Annotated in this window: 16 protein-coding genes; 6 read left to right on the top strand and 10 right to left on the bottom strand. The window is 38.7% G+C overall.

Annotated features, from left to right (window positions below; all coding sequences use genetic code 11):
* Positions 1-35: 35 nt before the first annotated feature.
* From ureC to H4J66_RS07980, 4 genes are all read right to left on the bottom strand, one after another.
* The gene (gene ureC / locus H4J66_RS07965; protein WP_182172881.1) at positions 36-1,739 is read right to left on the bottom strand and encodes an urease subunit alpha; all 1,704 of its coding nucleotides are present in this window, start codon (positions 1,737-1,739) and stop codon (positions 36-38) included.
* A gap of 2 nt (positions 1,740-1,741) precedes the next feature.
* Positions 1,742-2,047 carry an urease subunit beta gene (locus H4J66_RS07970; RefSeq protein ID WP_182172884.1) on the bottom strand — a complete coding sequence of 102 codons (306 nt, stop codon included), beginning with the start codon at positions 2,045-2,047 and terminating at the stop codon, positions 1,742-1,744.
* A 61-nt stretch (positions 2,048-2,108) separates the two neighbouring features.
* A complete protein-coding gene (locus H4J66_RS07975) occupies positions 2,109-2,411 on the bottom strand; it encodes an urease subunit gamma (protein WP_070373972.1) in 303 nt (100 codons plus the stop codon).
* A gap of 54 nt (positions 2,412-2,465) precedes the next feature.
* On the bottom strand, positions 2,466-3,377 hold the full coding sequence (locus tag H4J66_RS07980) for an urease accessory protein UreD (RefSeq protein WP_182172887.1): 912 nt from the start codon (positions 3,375-3,377) through the stop codon (positions 2,466-2,468).
* 515 nt (positions 3,378-3,892) lie between these two features.
* Here H4J66_RS07980 and H4J66_RS07985 point away from each other — a divergent pair.
* Positions 3,893-5,491 carry a cation:proton antiporter gene (locus H4J66_RS07985; protein WP_182172889.1) on the top strand — a complete coding sequence of 533 codons (1,599 nt, stop codon included), beginning with the start codon at positions 3,893-3,895 and terminating at the stop codon, positions 5,489-5,491.
* 378 nt (positions 5,492-5,869) lie between these two features.
* A complete protein-coding gene (locus tag H4J66_RS07990) occupies positions 5,870-9,772 on the top strand; it encodes a response regulator (RefSeq protein ID WP_182172892.1) in 3,903 nt (1,300 codons plus the stop codon).
* Between the two features lie 460 nt (positions 9,773-10,232).
* On the opposite strand, the gene rimK is transcribed toward H4J66_RS07990, so the two are convergent.
* Complete coding sequence (gene rimK, locus H4J66_RS07995) at positions 10,233-11,159, bottom strand: 30S ribosomal protein S6--L-glutamate ligase (RefSeq protein ID WP_182172895.1); 927 nt, start codon at positions 11,157-11,159, stop codon at positions 10,233-10,235.
* Between the two features lie 301 nt (positions 11,160-11,460).
* On the opposite strand from rimK, the gene H4J66_RS08000 reads away from it, so the two are divergent.
* Positions 11,461-11,634, top strand: coding sequence for an amidohydrolase family protein (locus H4J66_RS08000; protein ID WP_220463241.1), 174 nt, complete (start codon positions 11,461-11,463; stop codon positions 11,632-11,634).
* A 117-nt stretch (positions 11,635-11,751) separates the two neighbouring features.
* Here H4J66_RS08000 and H4J66_RS08005 read toward each other — a convergent pair whose 3' ends face one another.
* A complete protein-coding gene (locus H4J66_RS08005; protein ID WP_182172898.1) occupies positions 11,752-13,470 on the bottom strand; it encodes a SulP family inorganic anion transporter in 1,719 nt (572 codons plus the stop codon).
* Between the two features lie 14 nt (positions 13,471-13,484).
* Positions 13,485-14,354, bottom strand: a complete 870-nt coding sequence (gene htpX / locus H4J66_RS08010) for a protease HtpX (RefSeq protein WP_182172901.1) — start codon at positions 14,352-14,354, stop codon at positions 13,485-13,487.
* Positions 14,355-14,677: 323 nt separating this feature from the next.
* Between htpX and H4J66_RS08015 the strand changes: the two genes are divergently transcribed.
* Positions 14,678-15,028, top strand: coding sequence for a hypothetical protein (locus tag H4J66_RS08015; protein WP_182172904.1), 351 nt, complete (start codon positions 14,678-14,680; stop codon positions 15,026-15,028).
* Positions 15,029-15,293: 265 nt separating this feature from the next.
* Here H4J66_RS08015 and H4J66_RS08020 read toward each other — a convergent pair whose 3' ends face one another.
* Complete coding sequence (locus H4J66_RS08020; RefSeq protein ID WP_220463242.1) at positions 15,294-15,740, bottom strand: RimK/LysX family protein; 447 nt, start codon at positions 15,738-15,740, stop codon at positions 15,294-15,296.
* A gap of 265 nt (positions 15,741-16,005) precedes the next feature.
* Positions 16,006-16,383 (bottom strand): RNA-binding S4 domain-containing protein, encoded by a 378-nt coding sequence (locus tag H4J66_RS08025; RefSeq protein ID WP_182172910.1) that lies wholly within the window; start codon positions 16,381-16,383, stop codon positions 16,006-16,008.
* A gap of 616 nt (positions 16,384-16,999) precedes the next feature.
* Between H4J66_RS08025 and H4J66_RS08030 the strand changes: the two genes are divergently transcribed.
* Positions 17,000-17,617, top strand: a complete 618-nt coding sequence (locus tag H4J66_RS08030; protein WP_182172913.1) for a response regulator transcription factor — start codon at positions 17,000-17,002, stop codon at positions 17,615-17,617.
* A gap of 108 nt (positions 17,618-17,725) precedes the next feature.
* Here H4J66_RS08030 and H4J66_RS08035 read toward each other — a convergent pair whose 3' ends face one another.
* On the bottom strand, positions 17,726-20,239 hold the full coding sequence (locus tag H4J66_RS08035; RefSeq protein WP_182172916.1) for a S8 family serine peptidase: 2,514 nt from the start codon (positions 20,237-20,239) through the stop codon (positions 17,726-17,728).
* A gap of 345 nt (positions 20,240-20,584) precedes the next feature.
* Between H4J66_RS08035 and H4J66_RS08040 the strand changes: the two genes are divergently transcribed.
* Positions 20,585-23,086, top strand: a complete 2,502-nt coding sequence (locus H4J66_RS08040; RefSeq protein ID WP_182172919.1) for a S8 family serine peptidase — start codon at positions 20,585-20,587, stop codon at positions 23,084-23,086.
* Positions 23,087-23,507 lie beyond the last annotated feature (421 nt).

Raw genomic sequence — 23,507 nt, forward strand, 5'->3', positions numbered from 1 at the left:
AATCTTTTAGTTTTATTGAATCACTTATTTCTTATTTAAAATAGGCAGTAAAGTTGTGCAAGTGGCAAGGTTACTGCAGGCTCACAGGTTAATAATTCGCCATTGGCACGTACTTCATATGTTTGAGCATCAACGTCTATTTTTGGCTGCCAACTATTATGAATCATGTCGTTTTTACCAATGTTTCGAGTGTTTTTACAGACACCAATCATCCGTGTCATGCCTATTTTTTCAGGGACATTAGCGTCAATAGATGCTTGTGACATAAAAGTCATTGAGGTTTTGGCTGAAGCACTGCCAAAGGCTGCAAACATTGGGCGGAAATAGACAGGTTGCGGTGTTGGAATAGACGCGTTTGCATCGCCCATTGGCGCTGCTGCTATCATGCCAGATTTTAAAATTAGCGCAGGTTTTATACCAAAAAATGCCGGTTTCCATAACACTAAATCAGCTAGTTTACCGACCTCAATAGAGCCAACCTCATGGCTAATGCCGTGGCTAATAGCAGGGTTTATAGTATATTTAGCGATATAGCGTTTTATACGAAAGTTATCATTTCGTTCAGTATCGGGAGCTAATGGTCCTCGTTGTTGTTTCATTTTATGTGCGGTTTGCCAAGTACGGGTGATCATTTCACCGACTCGTCCCATGGCTTGTGAATCAGAAGCGATCATACTAATAGCGCCTAAATCATGCATAATATCTTCGGCGGCAATACTTTCCTTGCGGATACGTGAATCAGCAAAAGCAATATCTTCAGGAATAGACGGGTCTAAATGATGGCAAACCATTAACATATCCAAATGTTCATCAATAGTATTAATGGTATAAGGGCGTGTTGGGTTGGTGGAAGACGGTAAAACATTAGCCTCACCACATGCTTTAATAATATCAGGTGAATGTCCACCACCAGCACCTTCAGTATGATAGGTATGAATAGTACGGCCTTTAAATGCTCCTAAAGTGTCCTCAACAAAACCAGACTCATTTAAGGTATCGGTATGAATCGCTATTTGAACATCGTAACGGTCGGCAACCGATAAACAATTATCAATTGCCGCGGGGGTTGTTCCCCAATCTTCATGAAGCTTTAAACCACAAACACCCGCTTCAATTTGCTCTTCTAGGGCAAGTGGTAAGCTTGCATTCCCTTTGCCTAAGAAACCAAAATTCATCGGGAAATCATTTGTTGCTTGCAACATTTTATGAATATACCAAGGACCTGGTGTGCAAGTCGTCGCCTTAGTACCTGTTGCTGGGCCTGTACCTCCACCAATCATAGTCGTAACACCCGACATGAGTGCTTCATCTATTTGTTGTGGACAAATAAAATGTATATGGGCGTCGATACCGCCTGCGGTCAGTATTTGCCCTTCGCCGGCTATAACCTCGGTGCCGGGACCCACTTCAATATCGATATTGTCTTGAATATCAGGGTTGCCTGCTTTACCTATAATCGCGATACGACCCTCTTTAATACCAACATCAGCTTTAATTATTCCCCAGTGATCAAGAATAACGGCGTTGGTAATCACTAAATCAACGGTGTCAAAGCATGATGCTTGGCTTTGTCCCATGCCATCTCTAATGACCTTTCCCCCACCAAATTTTACTTCTTCACCGTATTGTGTGAAGTCTTTTTCAACCTCTAACCATAAATCTGTGTCGGCTAAACGAACTCGATCACCGACTGTTGGTCCAAACATATGTGCGTAGGCGTTTTTATCAATACTGGCCATGATTATAAGTTTCCTTGTATTTCACCGCGAAAACCAAAGATCCTGCGTTTGCCTTGAAAGGCAACCAGGCTTACTTGGCGTTCTTGCCCAGGTTCAAAACGAACGGCGGTACCTGAGGTGATATCTAAACGATAACCTTTGGCGTGTTCTCGATTAAAATGCAAGGCAGGGTTTACTTCAAAAAAATGATAATGAGAGCCAACTTGAATGGGTCTATCGCCTGAATTAGCCACGGTAATTTTCAATCGTTCACGGCCTACGTTGAGTTCGTGGTCGCCTTGGTCTGTTTTTATTTCACCTGGGATCATCTTTGCTTCTCTTGTGTTTAATGTCTAACTATGTCTTATGTAACCTTCTTTAGAGGTTTAGTTAAATGATAGGGTTATGAACAGTGACAAGTTTGGTGCCATCTGGAAATGTAGCTTCTACTTGCACATCAGGAATTAATTCTGCAACTCCTTCCATGACTTGATCACGGGTTAACAACGTACGGCCATAATCCATCATTTGAGCGACAGTTTTACCATCTCTGGCCCCTTCAATAATCTCCATTGAAATATAAGCCATAGCTTCAGGATAATTTAATTTCACACCACGCTTTAAGCGTCGCTCTGCTAATAATGCGGCAGTAAAGAGCAATAATTTATCTTTCTCTCTTGGTAGTAAGTCCATGCTGTTGCACCTTTGTTTGTTTATTTAATAGTAAGGGGGTCATTAAGTGTCTGATCAGGTATGCCAAATACGCGGAATGTTTGCTGGTTTTTCTAGGTATACTGGTCTTATTTTTTGCCATAATTTAATAAAAAGTGCTTTGCATTCTTCACTATGTTCACCTAAATAACGTATCACTAATAACTGGCGTATTTGGCTGATACTCACTTTTTCTTCGGCGTTTTCTTCAACCATACAGTCGCGTAATTGCGCTACGAGTGCTTTATTGTCAGCATCGCTAAGGAGACCTGCTGGGGCATAAGCTAAAAAAGTGGCAAAAACACTGTGGCTATTTAAACCTGCGATGTGTTGATGTACTCCATTGCTAGGTTTTATCGAAATTCTATCGTGATAAATTAAAGTGTTTTCACAATAAATACGGTTTAATTGGCTATAATTGCCATATTTAAAGGGTTGATTTGAAAGGGGTAAGCCCAAACAGGTAATATCCCAACCTAAATAAGCGCTATCACTTTTAAAGTGAACATCAACAGTATTAAATCCATCAGCCCCCTCATAAACGATCGTTTCTAAGGGGAAATTTTCACACTTCGCCTGATGGTTAAGAATAATATCAAGGTGTTGAACTTGTTTGGGATCACCAATTGTTAAGTTTGTTCGAGCGCGATAAAAGCGGTTAGCCCCCGGCGTAGTTATTAAACTGTGGGCTTGTCTGTTGAGTTTAATGTTAATGTTTAATTCATCACCTGAAACTATGCCCGCTGGCGGGTGTAACAAATAAATATGTGCGCAATCGACTCCTTCAGGGTAGAAAGCTTTTTGCACGCTTAAAGGTCCATTGCGTTGAGTACGGGTAAGTTGAGTGCCAGTCGATGTAAAACTAAACTCTAAAGATAAGCTGGCAAACCATGCATTTTTAGGTGCAGGGTTAATGGGTAAACTATTGATGGCTGGCTTAGCTGTCATGGTTATATGGGCTACTTTTTATTCTAACTTTCGCTGAAAGTAGAAGGGGATGCATGGCTAAAGCTGTTTTGCACAAACTACGCCAAATAATAAAAGTTAATTATTTCAGTGTTATAACGAGATTGATTGGCTAAAAAAATAATGTCATCTAAGTATGGCTGTTAATTTGTTAAGTTATTGTTTTTAATTCTTTTATTGCGCTGGTGTCAAAGGCAATATCAGTTTGGCTTAAGGGTTTAATTGCGTTTAGGAGACAAAGGTTTAGCTGTGAATTAAATTAAACGCTTATCATGGCGGCTATTTCATCAATAGAATCAAGGAGGGTATTGCACCGCTATGGTGCTTACGCTTTAAAATGGAGCGATTAATTGAGTATTAAAAATAAACAGTGTGTTAGTGATTTTTTAAGTTATTGTATTTAAATGTTAAATTTTAATTTTATATGGTCTGTAATGTGCATAGACGTTAATGAGTTAAATTTTACTATACATCAACAGATGAATTAAAAGGATAATATGGACGCTATACTTGTTATTATTGCAGTCTCGTTAGCACTTGCTAGCGTTATCAATATAGTGTTAACCAAGTTCTCAATTTCGCACATTATTGGCTACATTATTACCGGCACCATAGTAAGCAATATTTTTGATTTCAATGGCAGTGACAATATTTATTCTCTTGAACTTATTGGTGAATTTGGTATTGTTTTTCTTATGTTTACGATTGGCTTGGAAATGTCTTTTGCGAAGCTAGGTAAAATGAAGGAATTGATATTTTTTAATGGTTTTATCCAAGTTACTTTTAGCGCTATTGTTATTTTTATACTTGCATTTTATTTCTTTAATATTGAACCGATACCCTCATTAATTATTGCGCTTTCATTTAGTTTATCTTCAACAGCTATCGTATTACCTTACCTGAAAAAATCAAAAGATATATTGACACCCTACGGTAAAAAATCAGTTGCTATACTGGTTTTTCAAGACTTAGCCGTTATCCCTATTTTACTCTTAATGGGTTTTCTCTCAAATAATGAATTGTCTCTAACCGATGTGCTGCTAAAAACTTTTTTGTATGCCAGTGGTATTATTATTTTTATGTTCACGATAGGTAAAAAAATAATTGCTTGGTTACTGCATTTTTCATCGAATGCGCTAATGGAAGAACTGTTTTTAATATCGGTATTTACTATCGTATTGGGGGCATCAATTATTGCTCATAACCTCGGCTTTACTTATTCTTTAGGCGCCTTCATAGCGGGGATGATTATTGCCGAAACTAAATTTCACATGAAAGTTGAATCCGATATATCTTCATATAAAGATCTTTTTTTAGGTGTTTTTTTCTTTTCTATTGGCACAAAAATAGACGTTGATTATTTTATAACTCATCTTCATTGGGTTGCGAGTGTACTCGTCCTTGTTATGATAATAAAAGCGACGATTATTTATTTTTTGATGAGAAAAAAATCGAATAAAAGCGAATCAATTAAATCTGCTGTTGCCTTATGCCAAGTAGGAGAGTTTTCTTTTGTGATTTTTGCTATGGCAATAAGTCAAAATCTGATAGCAAAAGATTTAGCGAGTTTTCTGATATTAGTTACCGTTTTATCTATGATATTAACTCCCTTTATGGTCAGTAATATTTATAAATTAGCCGCACTTTTTGTCGTTGAATTTTTTGAAGCTGATAAAATAACCACGGTAAAGGTGACTAATCACACCATCGTTTGTGGTTTTGCTATTTTAGGTCGTATTGTAGCGAAAGAGCTGACAAATAATGGCATCAACTTTTTAATTATTTCGGATAATTTACAACATGTATTATTGGCAAGAAAGCGTGGCTATAACGCTTATTTTGGTCACCTAGATAAAACGCCCGTACTTGAGTCATTAAAAGTAGAGCAAACAACAAGTATCATTATTACGGTCAACACATTAAAAAACAAACAAATAATTTGCCAAGCCGTACTCGATTACTATCCTAAGGCAAACTTAGTCGTTAAAGTGAATTCACTTGAGGAGAAAAAGGCACTCGCGGGCATTAATATTAACGTTTTTGTTCATGCTCAACATGAAACTGCGGTGCTATTAGTTAAAGAGAGTATGGTTTAAATTGAAGCCTATGACCTGAGTAACAATAATTTCTTAGCTTGATTGGGGCTGTAATAACTCTCTTGGCAAAATTTTTTCATCGCTAAAATCTATTAAAAACCGGTAGATGACATAATAATATTATTTTAGTCCGCTTTATATCTATTATAATTTCACTTCCATATAGAGATTCATCAATAAAAGTTAGCCAGTAGACCTTGAATAAGTTATTGATTATTTGATCTAATATTTAGTTAATGTGAATATAGGTTCTATACTTGGGCAGAGATAATATTCGACAATTAATTAATGGGTTAAGCTAGCCTCGTTGTCTTAGAGATAGTCAGGTCATTGCTGAAATCGCCGCTGGGCCCGCTAAAGGATTGTAAACAAAATAATATGACTAATATTAAAACGCTTCAACAGAGAATTAAACGTCGTAACTCATTAGCGATAGCTTTAATTGCTGTGTTAATTAGCCTATCATTTTTAAGTTTGATGCTATTATTTAATCAACAAGCCAAAGATGCTGAAACGATTAATCTTGCTGGCGGCCAAAGAATGTTGTCACAAAAAATAGCTTATCTAGCCATTCAGCATTATCACAATATAACTACGGCTGAAATTGATGAGAAGGTGACAAAAAATCTTTTCGATACGGTCAAATTGTTTACGACTAACCAGCAACTTTTAACAATGATGGTGGTTAACGAATCTAATAGCATGCCTAGTGAATTATACTTATGGTATTTTAACGCGCCGACTGATCTTAACAAACGGGTCAATCACTTCGCTGAAAGTGCTATCGCGCTTAGTCTGACTCAAAACAAAAAGAATGCTGAGGCGATAGTTAAAGAAAAATTCAATCTAGAGTCTAATAATAATTTACTGATTTCTTTAGATCTAGTCGTTTCCAAAATAGAGCAGCATACTAATCAGCGTATAGTTAACATAGAAAGACTCGAGGCGTTTTTATGGCTGGTCTCAATGGCCCTATTATTTGCGATAAGCTTCTTCATTTTTAGACCGCTGCAACGGCTCATTAGCAATTATCACCATGAACTTTCACTTTCTAAACAAAAAAGTGTCGAGTTAATGCTGGCGATAAATAAGCACGCGATTGTTTATCGAGTCAATGTCGATGAAAAGGGTACGTTAACGGAAGTTAATCAACGTTTTCTTGATTTCTATCGTTACCGTGAAGAAGAGATCCTTGGTCACAGTGTTGTTGAAATCTGCGCTGAAAGTTATACCCAAGACGATTATAAAAATATATTTCTAACAGCTATCGCTAAAGAATATTGGCATGGCGAATCCATTAATAAAATCAAAGGTGGCCGAGAGCTATGGTTAAGTACCACCATAGTGCCACTGATTAACAATGACAATAAGGCAGAATCTTTTATTGTTATTCAGAACGATATTAGTGGTATTAAGCAAACTGAACTGACTCTTAATAAACTCCATAAAATAACCTCGGATATAGACAAAAGCTTAATTGATAAAATTCAAAACATTTTAGAGCTTGGAAAAAAAATATTTAATTTGCCGCTTGCGTTGATCAGTGAAATTCATCATCAAGAATATCGAGTTGTCTATTGCCATACTCCGAATAATGAAATTAATCCTGGAGATATTTTTGATTTAGGCAATACCTATTGTTTTCATACCTTACATGCAAACCAGCCTATTTCTTTTTACCATGCAGGTGAAAGTGAAATAAAAGATCATCCGTGTTATCAAGCTTTTGGTTTAGAAAGCTATATTGGTGTGCCACTGACTGTTGATGGCAAACTGTTTGGCACATTAAGTTTTTCTGGCCCTGAGGCATCGGCAAGCCCCTTTACCACGAGGGAATTAGACCTAATTCAATTATTTTCTCATTGGATAAGTGTAGAGTTAACACGTGTTAAACATAAAAATAGATTGTTAGGGCAACAATCTTTAATGGAAGGAATGGCACAGCAAGCTCGCATTGGTGTCTGGGAAGTTGACCTAATTAACAACAATGTTTACTGGTCAAAAATGACTAAAGTCATTCATGAAGTGCCTAATGACTATCACCCCGAACTATCTCAGGCAATTAATTTTTATAAAGAAGGAGAAAGTAGAGATAAAGTACAAGCGTTAATTGCCAAGTGTATGAAAGACGGTAGTGCTTACGAGGAAGATATGGAGTTGGTCACTGCCAAAGGTAAAGAAATTTGGGTGTCTGCTCGTGGTCGTTCCGAGTTTACCGATGGGAAATGTGTGCGTTTGTATGGCTCATTTCAAGATATTACTGATAAAAAGGTAAGCCAACAGCGTATTAGCCATCACAACCAACGAATGAGATTAGCAACAGACTCTGCCGGTATCGGTGTGTGGGAACTTAACTTGCTTAGTAATGAATTAAAGTGGGACAATTGGATGTTTAAGCTTTATGGTGTCGACCGTCAACCAGCTTTAAGTGCGAAAGACGTTTGGGACAAAGGTGTACATCCTGAAGATATCGAGAAGGCCGGTCGTGAATTCATTAATGCAATTAAAGTACACGGTCAGTACAATACACAATTTCGAATTATATGGCCAAATGGCGAAATAAAGTATATCAAAGCAGCGGCGATTATCAGTTACGACAATAATAAAAAACCGGTATCAATGATAGGTGTGAACTATGACGTTAGCGCAATCGTTGAGAATGAAATCGCTCTTATTAAAGCGAAAGAGCAAGCAGAAGTAGCGGTAACCGCTAAAAATGAATTTTTTGCTAGTCTGAGCCACGAAATACGAACACCAATGAATGGTGTTATTGGTATGCTGGATTTAGTTAAAGACTCTGTGTTAAGCCAAGAACAAAATCATCGAATAGGTATCGCCAAGCAAAGTGCTCACTCGCTTTTAGCATTAATTAACGACGTTTTAGATTTCTCCAAAATAGACGCTAATAAGTTAGAACTTGAAAATGTTAGTTTTAACATACGTGATATGGTTGGTGACTTAGCCGAATCTTTTGCGCAACAAGCTCAGCACAAAGGCTTAGAGTTAATCGTTGACCTTGTTGATATTGAAGAGTCGCTAGTGGTTGGCGATCCTAATCGACTTCGTCAAATATTGACCAATTTATTAGCTAATGCTATTAAGTTTACCAAACAAGGCGAGGTGGTTATTCGTCTTTGCCAGCAAAATCACTCGACAACGCATTGGCGAATTATTGCTGAAATATCTGATACTGGTATCGGTATACCAAAAGATAAGCAGCAAGGATTGTTTGAAGTGTTTAGTCAAGTTGATGCTTCAACAACACGAGAATATGGCGGCACAGGGCTTGGTCTTGCTATCGTTAAAAAGCTTTGCTTATGTATGCAAGGCAGTGTCGATGTTGATAGTAACCCAGGTGAAGGTAGTACCTTTAGCTGTGATTTATTGTTAGAAAAATCAGCGGATTCTTTATTGTCTCAACCTGTAAAAGCTTTGCAAGGCAAACGTGTGCTGGTTATAGAGCAAAATCCATCCTGCGCTAACGTTATTAAACGCCAATTAAACTGCTGGCATGTAGAAGCTGATATCATAACAACCTTACAACCTGCGCTCACGGCTCTTAATAAGCAAACAGAAAATGACCACTATGATTTGTTGATCATCAATCAACAACTTGCCGACTTAGATGCTTTAGCATTTGTTAAAACAGTGCGCTTAAATCCTGTGCATAAAAATCTAAAAATAATGTTTATGACGCTAATGAGCATTCAGCATGATTTAGCCGATAGCACGGCAAGTGGTATTGATGGTTTTTTTCCTAAACCGGTAATTACCACAGATTTACAACGAGCATTAAACACTTTATTAGCTGAACCTGAAAAACAGCTCATCAGTGAAGTGACTATGGCTAAATCAACACGTTTATCTGATGAGGATAGTAGCTGGACAAAAAAGGTTAAATTACTACTGGTAGAGGATAATCGAGTTAATCAAATGGTTGCTATGGCGGTATTGAAAAAAATAGGAATAACCCAATGTGTTATTGCCATTAACGGTAAAGATGCCATTGAAAAGCTTAAAGCAAGTGATGAGAGCCAGCCATTTACTTTTATTTTTATGGACTGTCAAATGCCTGAAATGGATGGTTACCAAGCGACAGCCTCGATTAGGAAAGGTAATGCAGGAGCTCGCTATCTAAATGTTCCTATCGTTGCTATGACGGCCAATGCGATGGTTGGTGATGAAGAAAAGTGCTTGTCTGCAGGGATGGATGATTACTTGGTTAAGCCGATCAATAAAGAACAAGTGAAAGAGGCAATCAAAATATTTCAATTAAAATAGCCGCTAGGCATAAAAAGTTAAACCAATATTGAGCGTAAGAAAATAGTAAAAATCGCGTAAAAAACAGCCGTCTTAATAGGGAGGTTTGGTCATAATATTAATGTTTATTAGACGGCTCTGTGTTGTTATCACAGCAAAAGTGATTATTTTAAAAATATATTTTAGTGATTTTAGTGATTTTATTGTGAATATCATTGATAGTTTTTTATCTTGTTTTTGAATAATAGAAAACGTCTAATCTATAGGCTAGTAAGCATTCTTGCAATGATGTATACAAACCAACGATAGCTCATTTTATCGTTGGCTTGAAAGCAGAAAACCGTAAATATTCTCTTCAAGTTAAGGTCATGCAGTATGTCAGTGCATTGACCGGTATTGAGTGAACTCAGAGGATGTTGTGGTCGTGAAGACTGAAATATCGGCTGTCACGACCCTAAATTATCGCGATTAAACAATGGGATTACCCTTTACCTTGGGTGCGATTTCGATTGGATTTAGCGCTAGCATTCTTTTCAATAAACTTTTTCTCAATAAACTTGAAGACCATGGTGGCAACATCCTTTTCAGTCGTGGCTTCAATACCGGCTAAACCCGGCGAAGAATTTACTTCCATGACCACAGGGCCACGTTCGGCGCGCAGTAAATCAACACCACAAACGTTCAGCCCCATAATGTTTGCTGCCGATACGGCCGTTGCTCTTTCTTCTGGGGTAAGCTTAACGAGTACCGCTGAACCGCCGCGGTGTAAATTTGATCTAAATTCACCCTCGGCGCCTTGACGCTTCATTGCGGCAACAACACGGTCTCCAACAACAAAACATCGAATATCAGCACCACCGGCTTCTTTGATAAACTCTTGGATTAAAATATCAGCGTTTAAACCCATAAATGCTTCAACAATCGCTTCTGCTGATTTAGTTGTTTCAGCAAGTACGACGCCAATACCTTGTGTACCCTCCAGTAACTTAATCACGCAAGGTGCGCCACCGACGTTCTTAATTAAATCTTTTACATTATCAAGACGATTAGCAAAGCCGGTTCTTGGTAAGCCGATGCCTCTTCTTGACAGAAGTTGCATAGAGCGTAACTTGTCTCTAGAGCGACTAATCGCTACAGATTCATTGACACTAAAAGCACCGGTCATTTCAAATTGACGGACTACAGCGGTGCCATAGAAAGAAATTGATGCGCCAATACGCGGTATAATAGCGTCGTACTGTGGCAGCTCTTTACCTTTATAGCGCACAACAGATCTATCACTAGTGATATCCATATAACAATGCAGTGTATCGATAACGTCAACTTGGTGACCCAGCGCTTCACCTGCTTCTTTTAAACGACGAGTCGAGTACAACTTCTTGTTTCTAGATAATATTGCTATTTTCATGTTTGATTTCCTGTTTTTATAAAGAACAATAGTCTATAGACTAGACTGTTTCTAAATAGTCACAAAAAATAAAAGTTTTTTGACAAAGGCGGTAAACAAGCTCAACTTTATTGTGCATAGTCAATATGACCATTTCAAATTTTATCTGATGAGTACAGCATATATTGTAGACCGATGATAAAGCACCGTCTTCTTTTGGATTAGCTTTATAAAAAAACAAATTCAATGGTTTGTGTTGAATTGGTCGCGAGCCTTTAATGATAGGTATAAAGCTGATATGACATCACAATAAATTTTAAAATTGGCGACGAATAACGCGGCTGATTTAATAGTGATGTCAAAGCGTTTAAGAACACTCGAAGTCGGAAAAGTTGCTGACATTATTACCATGAACGCTAGCCCTTTCGTTGATATTAATGAATTATTAGCTGTTGATTTTGTAATGAAGTCAGATGACATGGTCAAGTCTAAGTAATTGCGTAACCATTAATACAAAGCTTGTTTAATCTTTGTTAAACAGGCTTTGTACTTATCATATTGAGTGATGCTGTTTATTGCAGGACTACCATAAAAAGCATGGCATTATTTTACGCTAAAGCGTCAGTTCTTCTGCGCTGCTGACGGTTTCGGTGATTTGTTTACGTTGGTTCATTCTCAAGGCTAAATACAAATCAGAATGCACATAAATTCCTTCGTGACCTGATTTAATCTCTGCTTTTACAAACCACGCCAACAACTGTCTTTTTCTGCCAGCAAGCTCAAGACGAACCCCGCGCTTTCTAAAAATAACCTCTAAATCTGATAGCATCGCCATCACACTTAAGTCTAAATGAGTAAAACATGGCACAGCATCAATAATTACACACTCAATGTCATCTTTTTGTCTGGCATATTGTTCTAACAATCGGCGTTTAAAGAAACTAGAATTAAAGTAAGTTAAAGGCGAATTAAAACGATAAATAAAAATACCGTTCACCGCTTTTGCCTTATCACTGGCATCTAAACTTCGTACTACACCGTTGATATCAACACCGAGTATATGGTCGGTGGGGCGCATTACCGTCCTAATAAATTGGAATAAACCTAGTAATACAGCAAGGGTAATACCGGGAATAACACCAATAAATAACACCGCTAATAAAGTGGTTAAGGTTAAGTAAAATGCCTGTCGGTCTTTTAGTCTGAGTTTCCAGACCATTTTAAGATCTAGTAGGTGCACAGAAGCAATAATCAAGACAACCCCCAAGGCGGCACTGGGAATAAATTCAAGGGGTGCGGTAAAGAAAATAGCAATAATAGCAATAATGGCTGCGGCTATAATAGAGACTAATTGGGTTTTACCGCCATTGGAATCATTAACTGCGGTGCGAGAAGAGGCGCCACTGACGGCAAAACCCTGTGATAAAGCCGACGCTAAATTAGCAATACCTAAAGCCATAAATTCTTTATCTGCATCAACGTCATAGCCATTTTTTGCGGCAAAGCTGCGAGTGGTGAGCATCATGCTAACAAAACTTATTATTGCTAAATTAAGTGCTGGCATAACAAGCTCACGAATAACACCGACATTAAATTCAGGTGTTTGAAATAAGGGTAAGCCCCCCTCGACAACGCCAATGGTTTTTATACCAAACTGCTCTAATTTAAAAAGCCATACTAAGGCTGCACCTAACGCAATCGCAAACATTGAAGCAGGCCAAGTGGGCTTTAGGCGTTTCATACCAAAATAAATAGCCAGGGTAAATAAGGCGATAGTTAATGTTGGGAAATGTGTTTGTGCTAAGTAATCAGGGACACCGCCCAAACGTTCAAGCAGATACCTTTCATCAAAGGTAAAACCAAATATTTTAGAAAATTGACCAACAATAACTGTTATGGCAACACCATTTAACAGCCCCATTAAAATAGGTTTAGACAAGAAGTCAGCCAATACACCAAGCTTAAATCGACTGGCCAGAATGCACCAAAAACCGGTCATCGCTGTCATGGTAATAACTAACTGCCAATGCTTAGTACTGTCGCCGGCGGCTAAAGGGGTGATCAGTGCCGCAATAACTGCACAAGTTGCCGCATCAGGCCCAACTATTAATTGCTTAGAGGTCCCAAATAATGCATATACCAGCATAGGTAATACACAGGAGTACAAGCCTACTACGGCATTAACTCCGGTGAGTTGTGCATAAGCTATAGCAACCGGTAATGCAACGGCTGCAACCGATAATGCCGCTTTAACATCATCAGCAAACCAACTTCTTTCATAGTTAAAGAAGGTGTTTAAACCTGGCATAAAATCATACAAACGTGACAACACAATAGCTCCCTTATTTATTTAGTGCTCAGCGATACTATGCGTTTTGCTAATGGCGGATGACTCGAAAAGAGTGCGTTCATCTTGCTTAAGCTAATGGCAAAAGCTGACATTTCGGTCGGTAGCTGGGGCAATTTTTGTAGTTGCTCTAGTTTACTGAGTGCTGCAATCATATTTTTTCGGCCCGCAAGGCTTGCACCACCTTCATCTGCTCTAAATTCTCGATAGCGAGAAAACCACATCATTATCATAGTCGCTAATAAGCTCAATATGAGTTGAGAAACTAATGAGACAATCCAAAAGGCAGGTCTGTGACCACTTTTTACGTTAAATACATTGCGGTCAACCACATGACCGATAATGCGTGATAAGAACATCACGAAGGTATTTAACACCCCTTGCAGAAGTGTCATTGTTACCATATCGCCATTGGCGACGTGGCTTATTTCATGAGCAAGAACCGCTTCTACCTCATTTTGACTCATGTGACTTAATAAGCTGGTACTTACCGCGACTAAGGTATTATTTCTACTCCAACCCGCTGCAAAAGCGTTCGGTGAAGGATGATTAAAAATACCGACTTCAGGCATGCCAATATTGGCTTTAAGGGCTTGTTCTTGTACTGTTTTGAGTAGCCAGCGCTCGGTTTGATTACTCGGCGTCACGATAACCTCGACGCCCATACTTCTTTTCGCCATAAACTTAGAAATAAACAAGGAAATAAACGAACCACTAAAGCTAATAACCGTGGCATAAATGAGCAATGATTGAAAATTAAGGTCGACACCATTTTCTGCTAATAAGCTTTCAATACCAAATAAACTAAAGGTAATACTCAAAATCATCATAATGGCAATGTTAGTGGCCAAAAATAGTAAAATTCTCATTGTTCATCTCTTCATTTTGCAATAATAATGCCTTTATAGAAAGGCTGTTAGTCAAATAGTCACAAAGTAATTTAATCAAATAGTGGGCAAGTAATCAAAGTATATTTATTGATAATAAGCGAAGTGTTAAAAATTTATTCAGGTGTTTTATTTAGACTGAAAATAAGTGATGTGTTGACTAGTTTTAGGTTTTACTCTGTCTGCATTATCAATGATTTTTTGTGTTTATGGTTAATGTGACTTTATTTTACTTTCACGAGTCTAAATAGAGGTGGAAAATTATGATCACAATATTAAGAATACAAAACATTTAAAGGAAAGATATGAAAGATCTAATTTTACTGATGGCTATTGTTATGGTTGCTCCTGTTCACGCAACACAAAATATATTCAACGTGCTAGTGCAAGATACAAACTTAGTGAAAGATATTCGCGCTGAGGAAGAAAATATTTGGAGTAAACTGGCAGCCACTAATCTTGCTGATGAAATAATTATACGAATTTCAAGAAAAGATAAAGATTTATATCGTCCATGGTTTAATGGCAGTGTTGATCTTCAATCAAAAGGTTTTCGTGGTAACGATATCTGGTCTGATAGACTTCAGACCCAAGCTAACTTCGTAGAGTATTGGCACAGAGGCCTGTTATTTCTTCATCTTCAGCGCAAGCAATGATATTTTTTGAACAGATATTCATCATTTTTTTAGTCTGTAATTTAGTGGCAGGCTAAATGCTTTCTCATCTGATTCTTTAGTTTGAAGCCATCAACGGCGTAATTATCCATTAATAGACATTGAACTAAACCATCACCAATGATCCTGTCATCTTCGACGCACGCAATATGCGAATTTATCACTCCGCTTACTACAAAATCATCTACGATAAAATGTTAACCTCAAGGTCATATTAAGGCTTTTACTTCATTGATTACTGTTAACGTTACTCAACACTCGGTGATATTTTTTCTACTGAAGCGAGATAACTAAATTCTGGATCGACCAACATTTCACCTTTCATCGCTTCACGTCCCAATAGCATTAGGTGGTTCATGCTTGACCGGTCGGTTAATGAAAGTCTTACTGTCCATGTTAATTCGCCCATTACCGCCAACGTATTGATGATATAGCGACTTTCTTTTTCTCCATTAGAAGATTTTATACGTTTTCTATCGACTATTTTTGCTGAACATTTAATTGTCTTAGTGACATCGTGAGAATCAGGATGAAATTCAAAGTCCAACATGCCAGTGACTTTATTTTCAGAAATATGATCAACATGGAGCGATGAAGTTTGTGCGCCAGTATCAATTCGGGTCGCAACCTCAAATAGCTCTAATTCGGGTAAATCTATAGTTTCTCTAGCACCGACAAGTATTTTTTCTTTCATATTATCCATTTCATTATGTTGTTGTAGCAGACCAAATTATATTTTACGGCACAAGTGCTAAAACAATAGCATATCATTGTTATTAACAAATACTACGCCAAAAAGATATTGCCGTTGTCAGCAACAATGACCACTCTTATTGTTATAAGCGGTATAACTGATGGATAAGCATAGCTTTTTTATTACTAAAGTAAAGTAGGGGGGTGAATTTCCCACCCATTTAAGGAGCGTTTTTCAGCGGGTATACAATTAACTTTGTCTAAACTTAGAATGAAATAGGTCTTCTCTTCGCCGGCAAAGATGATGGTTCAATTGCCTGCTCTGCAGAAACAAAGGTTTCTTTAGTGTTTGATTTACTCTTTTTAAGCGAACTTTTAGTTTCAGCTCCACTGGGCTTTGCAGTCGTTGATGACTTTTGTTTTGGAGTATGGGCAACTTCAAAAATTTCGCCATCAAATTCAACGGTATCGCCATGACGAATTTTCTTTCGTTTTTGAAACTCAACTTCATTGTTAACTAGAACATAACCTTCGCTTATCACTATTTTGGCTTCGCCACCACCACCGACCATATTGGCAATTTTTAGTAATTTACAAAGCTCGATTGGTTCAACCGAAATATTAATGATAGGGTGTGAAGACATGTAACGTTAGCCTAGTGATATTAAATTTAATGGCAACAATTATAACATAAAGAAGTGTGACAAGGATAAGGTATAGATTATTTAGTCGTAAATTTTATTATCGCACTTCGTCAATTAAAACCGGTCTTTTCAAAGCTCACTTAATATTTAGTCTTGATAATTTAAATGTTTGGGTTAATGGTCAAGCTGACTTTCGGCTGATAAAGTTTCTGTCTCTAGCTTTTTTAGCGGCAGTTAGTCGACCGCTTTGACAAACTGATCAAACTTTATGGACATTATTAGCCACAGCAAGGTTTACTTGGCTGAGGAATAAGTTGATGCTTTTTAAATGTTTTATACAATGCTAAAGTTTATAATTATGCCATAATAAAATTTACGGTGAACAGGGTAAATAACTTTTATTACTTGTTAAGAAAACATGAAAATTTGCAGAACAACACTATGCATCCTCCTATTATTAGTGGTGTATTGCATTATTTTTTCTTTACCCAGACACAGAGGCTAATTTGAATAAACTTGAACAAAGTCAATTAAGTGAATTAGTAAAACGCTTGTACAGGTGCATTTTTGTCAAAGATCCCCAAGATGATAGCGGTTATACCATGGCTCTTTCATTATGAGTATTTCACTTGTTGTTGCCGATGACCATGTGCTTATGCGCCAAGCATTAGTGAACTATTTAAAGGCGGGTAACGAGTTTACTATCTTGGCTGAATGTAAAGATGGAATAGAATTAATCAGTCAAACCTTAAAAACCGATCCTGATGTTGTGGTGATGGATATTTCTATGCCAAATATGAGTGGACTGGTGGCAATTGACAAACTGTTGTCGCAACGGCCAACGACAAAAATATTAGTTTTATCCATGCACGACGAACTTGAGTATATTTTAGCGATGCAAAAAGCGGGTGCTAAAGGTTATATCCTCAAAGAGTCGTCCTCAGATCTTCTTATTCATGCTATTAAAGATGTTTATAACGGTAAAACTTTCTTTCCAAGCTTATCTGCCAGTAATTGTCAGCCGGCTTCCAACCCATTAGAAGTATTAACTCGGCGAGAAAGAGAAGTGTTTTTCTCAGTAATTGCCGGAAATACCAGTAAGAAAATAGCAGAATTACTCAATATGAGTGTAAAAACGGTGGAAAATCATCGCACCAAAATATATAAAAAGCTGCAGGTTGGCAGTGTGGCAGAACTACTAAGAATGGCTAATAAAGCAGGTCTTCTTGAATAGTGTTTATTTTATCTCATTTGAACTTTACTAGAGAAAAAAAACGCCCTGCAAGGAGGGCGTTTAATGAATGTAGATGTTATACGTACTCTGCTCTACATTTTGCTGTTATTACTCTGCGTTCGAACTTGTCCCTGAGACAAAGTAATTTTTATCTATTTGATTAGCGATAATCGCATAGCTAGCACGAGTTACACCGTTTTCTGGATTAAATGTAGCTACCATTGTCGGTTGTAAATCAAATTGACCTTGCTTAAGGCTATAGCGAACACCTAACAGACCTTCGTTCAAAGCAATTTGCACATAACCGCGCATATCTTCAGCAATATCACTTTGGTCAGCAATCACGATTGATTCACCATTGTAATTAACCGTGATTTCATGCGCTTCGCCCAAGTCTAATGCCTCTTGAGTTTTACCAATAACTTGTACTAAACTATAAGCTAAGTCAGCACGAGTCACTGCTGATTTTCCGTGGAAGTCGCCATTATTATCAGCCATCATCACGGGACCAAATTGTTGTTTAGCATCTTTCAATGCGGCACCTGACATAGCAACTGATTCAGCAAAAATACGGTATCTAGCGTTAACACCACTTAGGCTTATATCGGCCTCGTTATCTAAACTGCGATGCTGACGTACCGATGCTCCCATAACCAAGGCCTTAGCCAATTCTTGACGATTTAACATCGCATCAGGTGCAAAAGATCTAGCTGAACGACCATCCATAAGACGTTCAAGTACAGCAGTTTCTATTGCTGCTTGCTGGCTATGGCCTGCTACGTCATTCATACCTTCTGTGCCTTTGAAAACATCTTGCCACACCCAATAACTGATATGGTTATCACTGGCTTCATCAGTTTGTGCCTGTTCGTCGTAAGCTGCAGCAGCTGGTGGCACTGATAAACCAAAGGCGTCAGTTTCCATAAACAGTTTCCATGGACCCGCTTGTGCTGGAGCCGTTACAAACGAGTTACTGTCCCAAACTGGGTCGGTAGAGTCGCCTTCAAAACGTTGTCCATCGGGTGCAATAAGTACAGCTTTAACACTTGTTAAGGCCGTTAAGCCAACATGTACGGTTTTTGCATTGGCATCGACTTCAAATTCAATTACTTGCGACTCTAGTGTTTCGAACGCTAAAGCACCTTCAGCAATTTTCATGGCCTGCATATTAATACTGGCCGTGAAATGAGCATCTGCGCTGTTGTTAACAGATTGCTTCTGATCAGCATCGTGTCCCTTGGCTGCCGCGACTGCCGCACGTGCATTAACATAGCCTGCCCCAACTTCCCAAGACTCATAACCTGGCATATTAGTCGCAGACTCTTTCATTAATTGCTTGATTTCATCGATACTTAGCGAAGGGTTAGCTTCCATCATCAGCGCTGCAACACCTGCAGTGTGTGGTGTTGCCATTGATGTACCCGAAATACGGGTATAAAATGGAATATGTGCTGGGTCAAGCACCAAATCAGCATCTCCGCCATTGGCAGCCATATTGGTTGATGAACGCGTTGATACCATGTTGCGCCCTGGTGCGACAATTGTGACTTCGTTAGTGTAAGTCCAGGCCTTACCATCTGGCGTATTAAAATCACCGCTTTCATATTCTAAACCACGAGATGAAAAGTCAACTAAATTACCATTGGTATCGCCAGCACCTACTGACATTCCCCAAGGGATCTGAGCATGAGGGTTATTGCTATTTTCGCCAGAGCCCGAGTTACCCGCAGCAAATACCGATAAAATACCAAATTTGTAAGCTTTATATGACGCCAAGGCTACAGGGCCATTAGCATCAAATTTACCACTTGAACCCCAAGAGTTACTCATAATACGCAGAGGATGTTCATAGTCATAAACGTGGTTAATAGCATAGTCATAGCCGCCAACCGCATCTAAAATAAATAAACCTAACCCTGAGCCGTAACCCACTAAATCAGCATCGGGTGCAACGCCTTTATATTTTCCATCAGACATAGCGCCCGAGCCCGCTATAGTACCGGCACAGTGAGTACCGTGGCCGACATTCAAGTCGGTATTAGGTTGGTTTTTAATAACAAAACCGTCTGTAATACCTGTTTCAGCGAGATCGAGTGAATGTGTTGCCGCTTGCACGTTATCAACCACTACGTCGCCAAAGAATAAATCTTGGTGTGTTGCATCAATACCCGAGTCATTAACCATAATGGTTACGCCTTTACCGGTATATTCTGTGCCGCCATTGCGGTTTGCAAACTCGGTACCTTGAACTTTGTCAACACCGGTAATTTCACGAGAGTTAGCATTAAAATACTCTAACTTACGGTTTAACCATACTGATCGTACATCATCTCGTCCGGCAATCGCTTTGATTTGTGCGACATTAGCAACAACACCCATAATAGGTACGGCAGAAAACTGAACACCCTTACTTATACCTAAGGCTTTTAACGCCCGTATTTGACTCACTGATATTGGCTTCATTTGTTCAAATGTTATCACGGCCATAACTGTTTCTTCGCCCGTCATCGTCGGAAGCACTTGTGCAAGTTGCTCGCCAATAGCAGCATTAGCTAAAGCGTGCGTAGGTAATGTCATTGCCAAAGAGGCTGCAGCCAAGGCACTTAAGGTAAATTTTTTCATTATATTTCAAACTCCAATATGTTTAATACTTGTAGGTTAAATATCTTAAATATTTTTAATTGTTTTTAATTATTTAAATATTTTTATCATCCTTAGTCTCCCAACAAACCATTAAGATGAAAATAGGGGGTTACCCCTATTATTGAATAAATAACTGCTTAATTAGCAAACCTATAAGGTGAGTCATTTTAGAAAAAAAGTATCAGCGAGTTGATTGTCTTACTGATTTTAATTTACCTAATAGTTCACTAGATAGGGGAAACCCCCTATTTACTCAGTACCCCTTAACTCGATAGAGTGCTTAAGTAATTTATAGACCCCTTAATAACTAGAGCGAGTGAAATAATGAAAAAATTTACCTTAAGTGCAATAGCAGCAGCAACCATGGCATTAACTATGCCGTCTCAAGCTTTCGCTAACGCAGCCATTGGCGAGCAGTTAGCTGAGTTTTTACCGACTATGGTTGGTACTCAAACGGTTATGGCCGTAGTAACTTATAACCAATTAGCGCCCGTATCAACAACTCAACTAGAGCATCTTTCTGGACTAGGTATTAGTCAGGCTGTTCAGTTTGCTTCGGTTCCTGTTATTGGCGTAGTCGCTAACTTAGATCAAATTAAAGCCATTGCTCAACGTAGTGATGTGCGCTCGGTATGGTTAAATCGTGAGCTTGAATACTTTAATTCTGATGCTCGCGAGATCACGGGGGTTGATGCGGTTCAAGGTGATGAATTTTTCAAACAAAATGGCATTGAATATACCGGTAAAGGCGTAACTGTAATGGTTAATGACTCGGGTATTGATGCTACCCATCAGGATTTATTCTTTGGCGATAAAGTGATTGATAACGTGCAAGGTCTAACACATGCAAGTTTATTAAGCATAACGGGTGTAACCGAAGGTCTAATACTTAAGAACCAACCTAACACAGATACTAATTCAGGCCACGGTACTCATTGTGCTGGTACTATTGCTGGATATGGTACTATGTCAGATGGCAAGTACCCAGGCGCAGCGCCAGATGCTAAATTAGTAGGCTATGGCTCAGGTGGTGTTATTCTTATTCTTGATACTATAGGCGCTTATGACTATGCCATTACTAAAGGTGATAGTTACGAAAATCCATTGCGCGTAATGAGCAACTCATGGGGTTCAAGTGGTAAGTTCGACCCGACTGGCCCCGTTTCTCTAGCTTCATATAAAGCCCATAAAATGGGTATATTATCTGTGTTTGCAGCAGGTAACTCAGGCTCAGGTGAAGATACGCACAACCCTTATGCACAAATTCCTTGGGGCATGTCTATTGGCGCAGGGGAAAAAGATGGCACACTTGCTGGTTTCTCTTCACGTGGTTATAAGTATGAATCTGGCGAGTTTGTGATGCCAGGTGGTGAAAAATGGACCTACAATAATGAAATTACTATCGTAGCTCCTGGTGTAGACGTTATTTCTACTCGTGCTGTTACTAATGCCGGCGCAAATGGTGGTGAAGCTGATGTAGACGCGATGGACCCTACTCATTTACCTTTCTATACCATGATATCGGGTACGTCGATGGCAACGCCTCATGTTGCTGGTATTGTTGCACTAATGTTAGAAGCTAATCCTGACTTAGATAACATGGCCATCAAAAAATTGTTACAAGAATCTGCGACTAATATGCCAGGTTACGAGCGCTTTGAAGTCGGTGCTGGATTTGTAAACGCCCGTGCAGCAGTAGCCGCAGCGAAAAACTATGATATGAACCACAGTGTCACGGTGAATAACCTACGCGGTAAAGTTTTCAATGCTAATACGCTAGTTGAAATTAGTGAAACAAGCTATGAAACTTCTATCTGGTCAACACCCAATGGCGTCACAGAGCCACTAGGACTGCAAAACTCATTTGAATTTCAGGTTGATAGTGAAGCATTGTGGGTTAAGGGCTCTGCGAGCTCATTGGCTAATACGGCTAAATTAGTTTTAATTGACCCTAAGGGCACTGAGTATTTTGGTAACTTAACTTTACCTGTGCTTGGAACTGATATGCGTGTTACGGCACCTGGAATGGCAGGTAAGTGGACGGTTCGAGTTGACGGACTAACCTCTTTATCTGGCGTAAATCCAGATCCACTTGACCTAACTAATGGTCCAATGGCTCCTGAAAACTTCGACGTTAGCATAAATTTTGAAGACTTAATTGGCTTTAAAGGGGTAAACGATATAGCCGCTCATCGTTATGAAAATGCGATAAAATATGCAGTGAGCAAAAGACTAATGGATGGCTTGAAGAATGATAATTTCAACCCTGACGCAAAGTTAAAACGTAAAGATTTAGCTAAGTACCTAGTCATGGGCGGCGCTGTTCGTCAATACCGTGCATTAGACAACGAGCTAGAGCCAACCCTTAATACAGTACCTAATGGTTACCAAGCGTTTATTGAATCGGTATCGGTTGTTGGTGGTGCATTAAAAGATAGCTTACGTAAACAGCAGCCAGTTATGCTTAGTCAAAATGGTGAGTTTGCACATAACGGTCGTGTATCTAAAGTAGACCTAGCTTACAGCTTAGTACAAATTCTAGGACTAGAATCAACGGCTAAAGCGTTTGATCTCAAAAATGACATTACGGTTGACTATAAGGGTCAGACTATTGTGCTAGCAGATCAAGACAACATTGACGACGATATGAAAGGTTATGTGCAACTTGCCATACAGCTTTCATTATTGAATGTTCACTTTGATGTTACTCAAGGTACTTACGACTTAACGCCACAGTTGAATGCTAGCTTTGGTGGAGATTATAACGTCACTCGTGCAGAATATGCTTTAACTGCCGGTCGTCTTTTTGGTCAATACTTTCAGTAAATACTTTCAGTAATTACTTTCGGTAACTAGTACCGGATATTAATCAGGAGGCCATTTGGCCTCCTTTTCTTTACCGGTTAACCACACCCCCTTGCCGGTCACACTGTTAATCATGGTTTCTCCTTTTTTAAGCATCGTTTTGATAAGCTAATGCTATGTTAAGCAACATCATTGACAACTTTTTAAGTGATCTCTTATTTGTTCTCTGCAGAGGTGAGCTGGTTCTATTTTTCTCGTTAGGCATTGCCTTGCGGTTGATAGTCGGCAATCGATAGTTGGCAGTTAATAGTCATTAGGTATAGCTATCGCATTGGAATACTGGTTGCTGGAGTGGGCTAATATTATCTTCCCCGAGACCTGTTTATGCCAGGGCGTTGTTGTTAATATCTACTCTTTTGTCACTGCTGCGAGAAAAAATTCA

Origin of the sequence: Colwellia sp. MB3u-55, assembly GCF_014076785.1 — a bacterium.
Taxonomy (GTDB): domain Bacteria; phylum Pseudomonadota; class Gammaproteobacteria; order Enterobacterales; family Alteromonadaceae; genus Colwellia_A.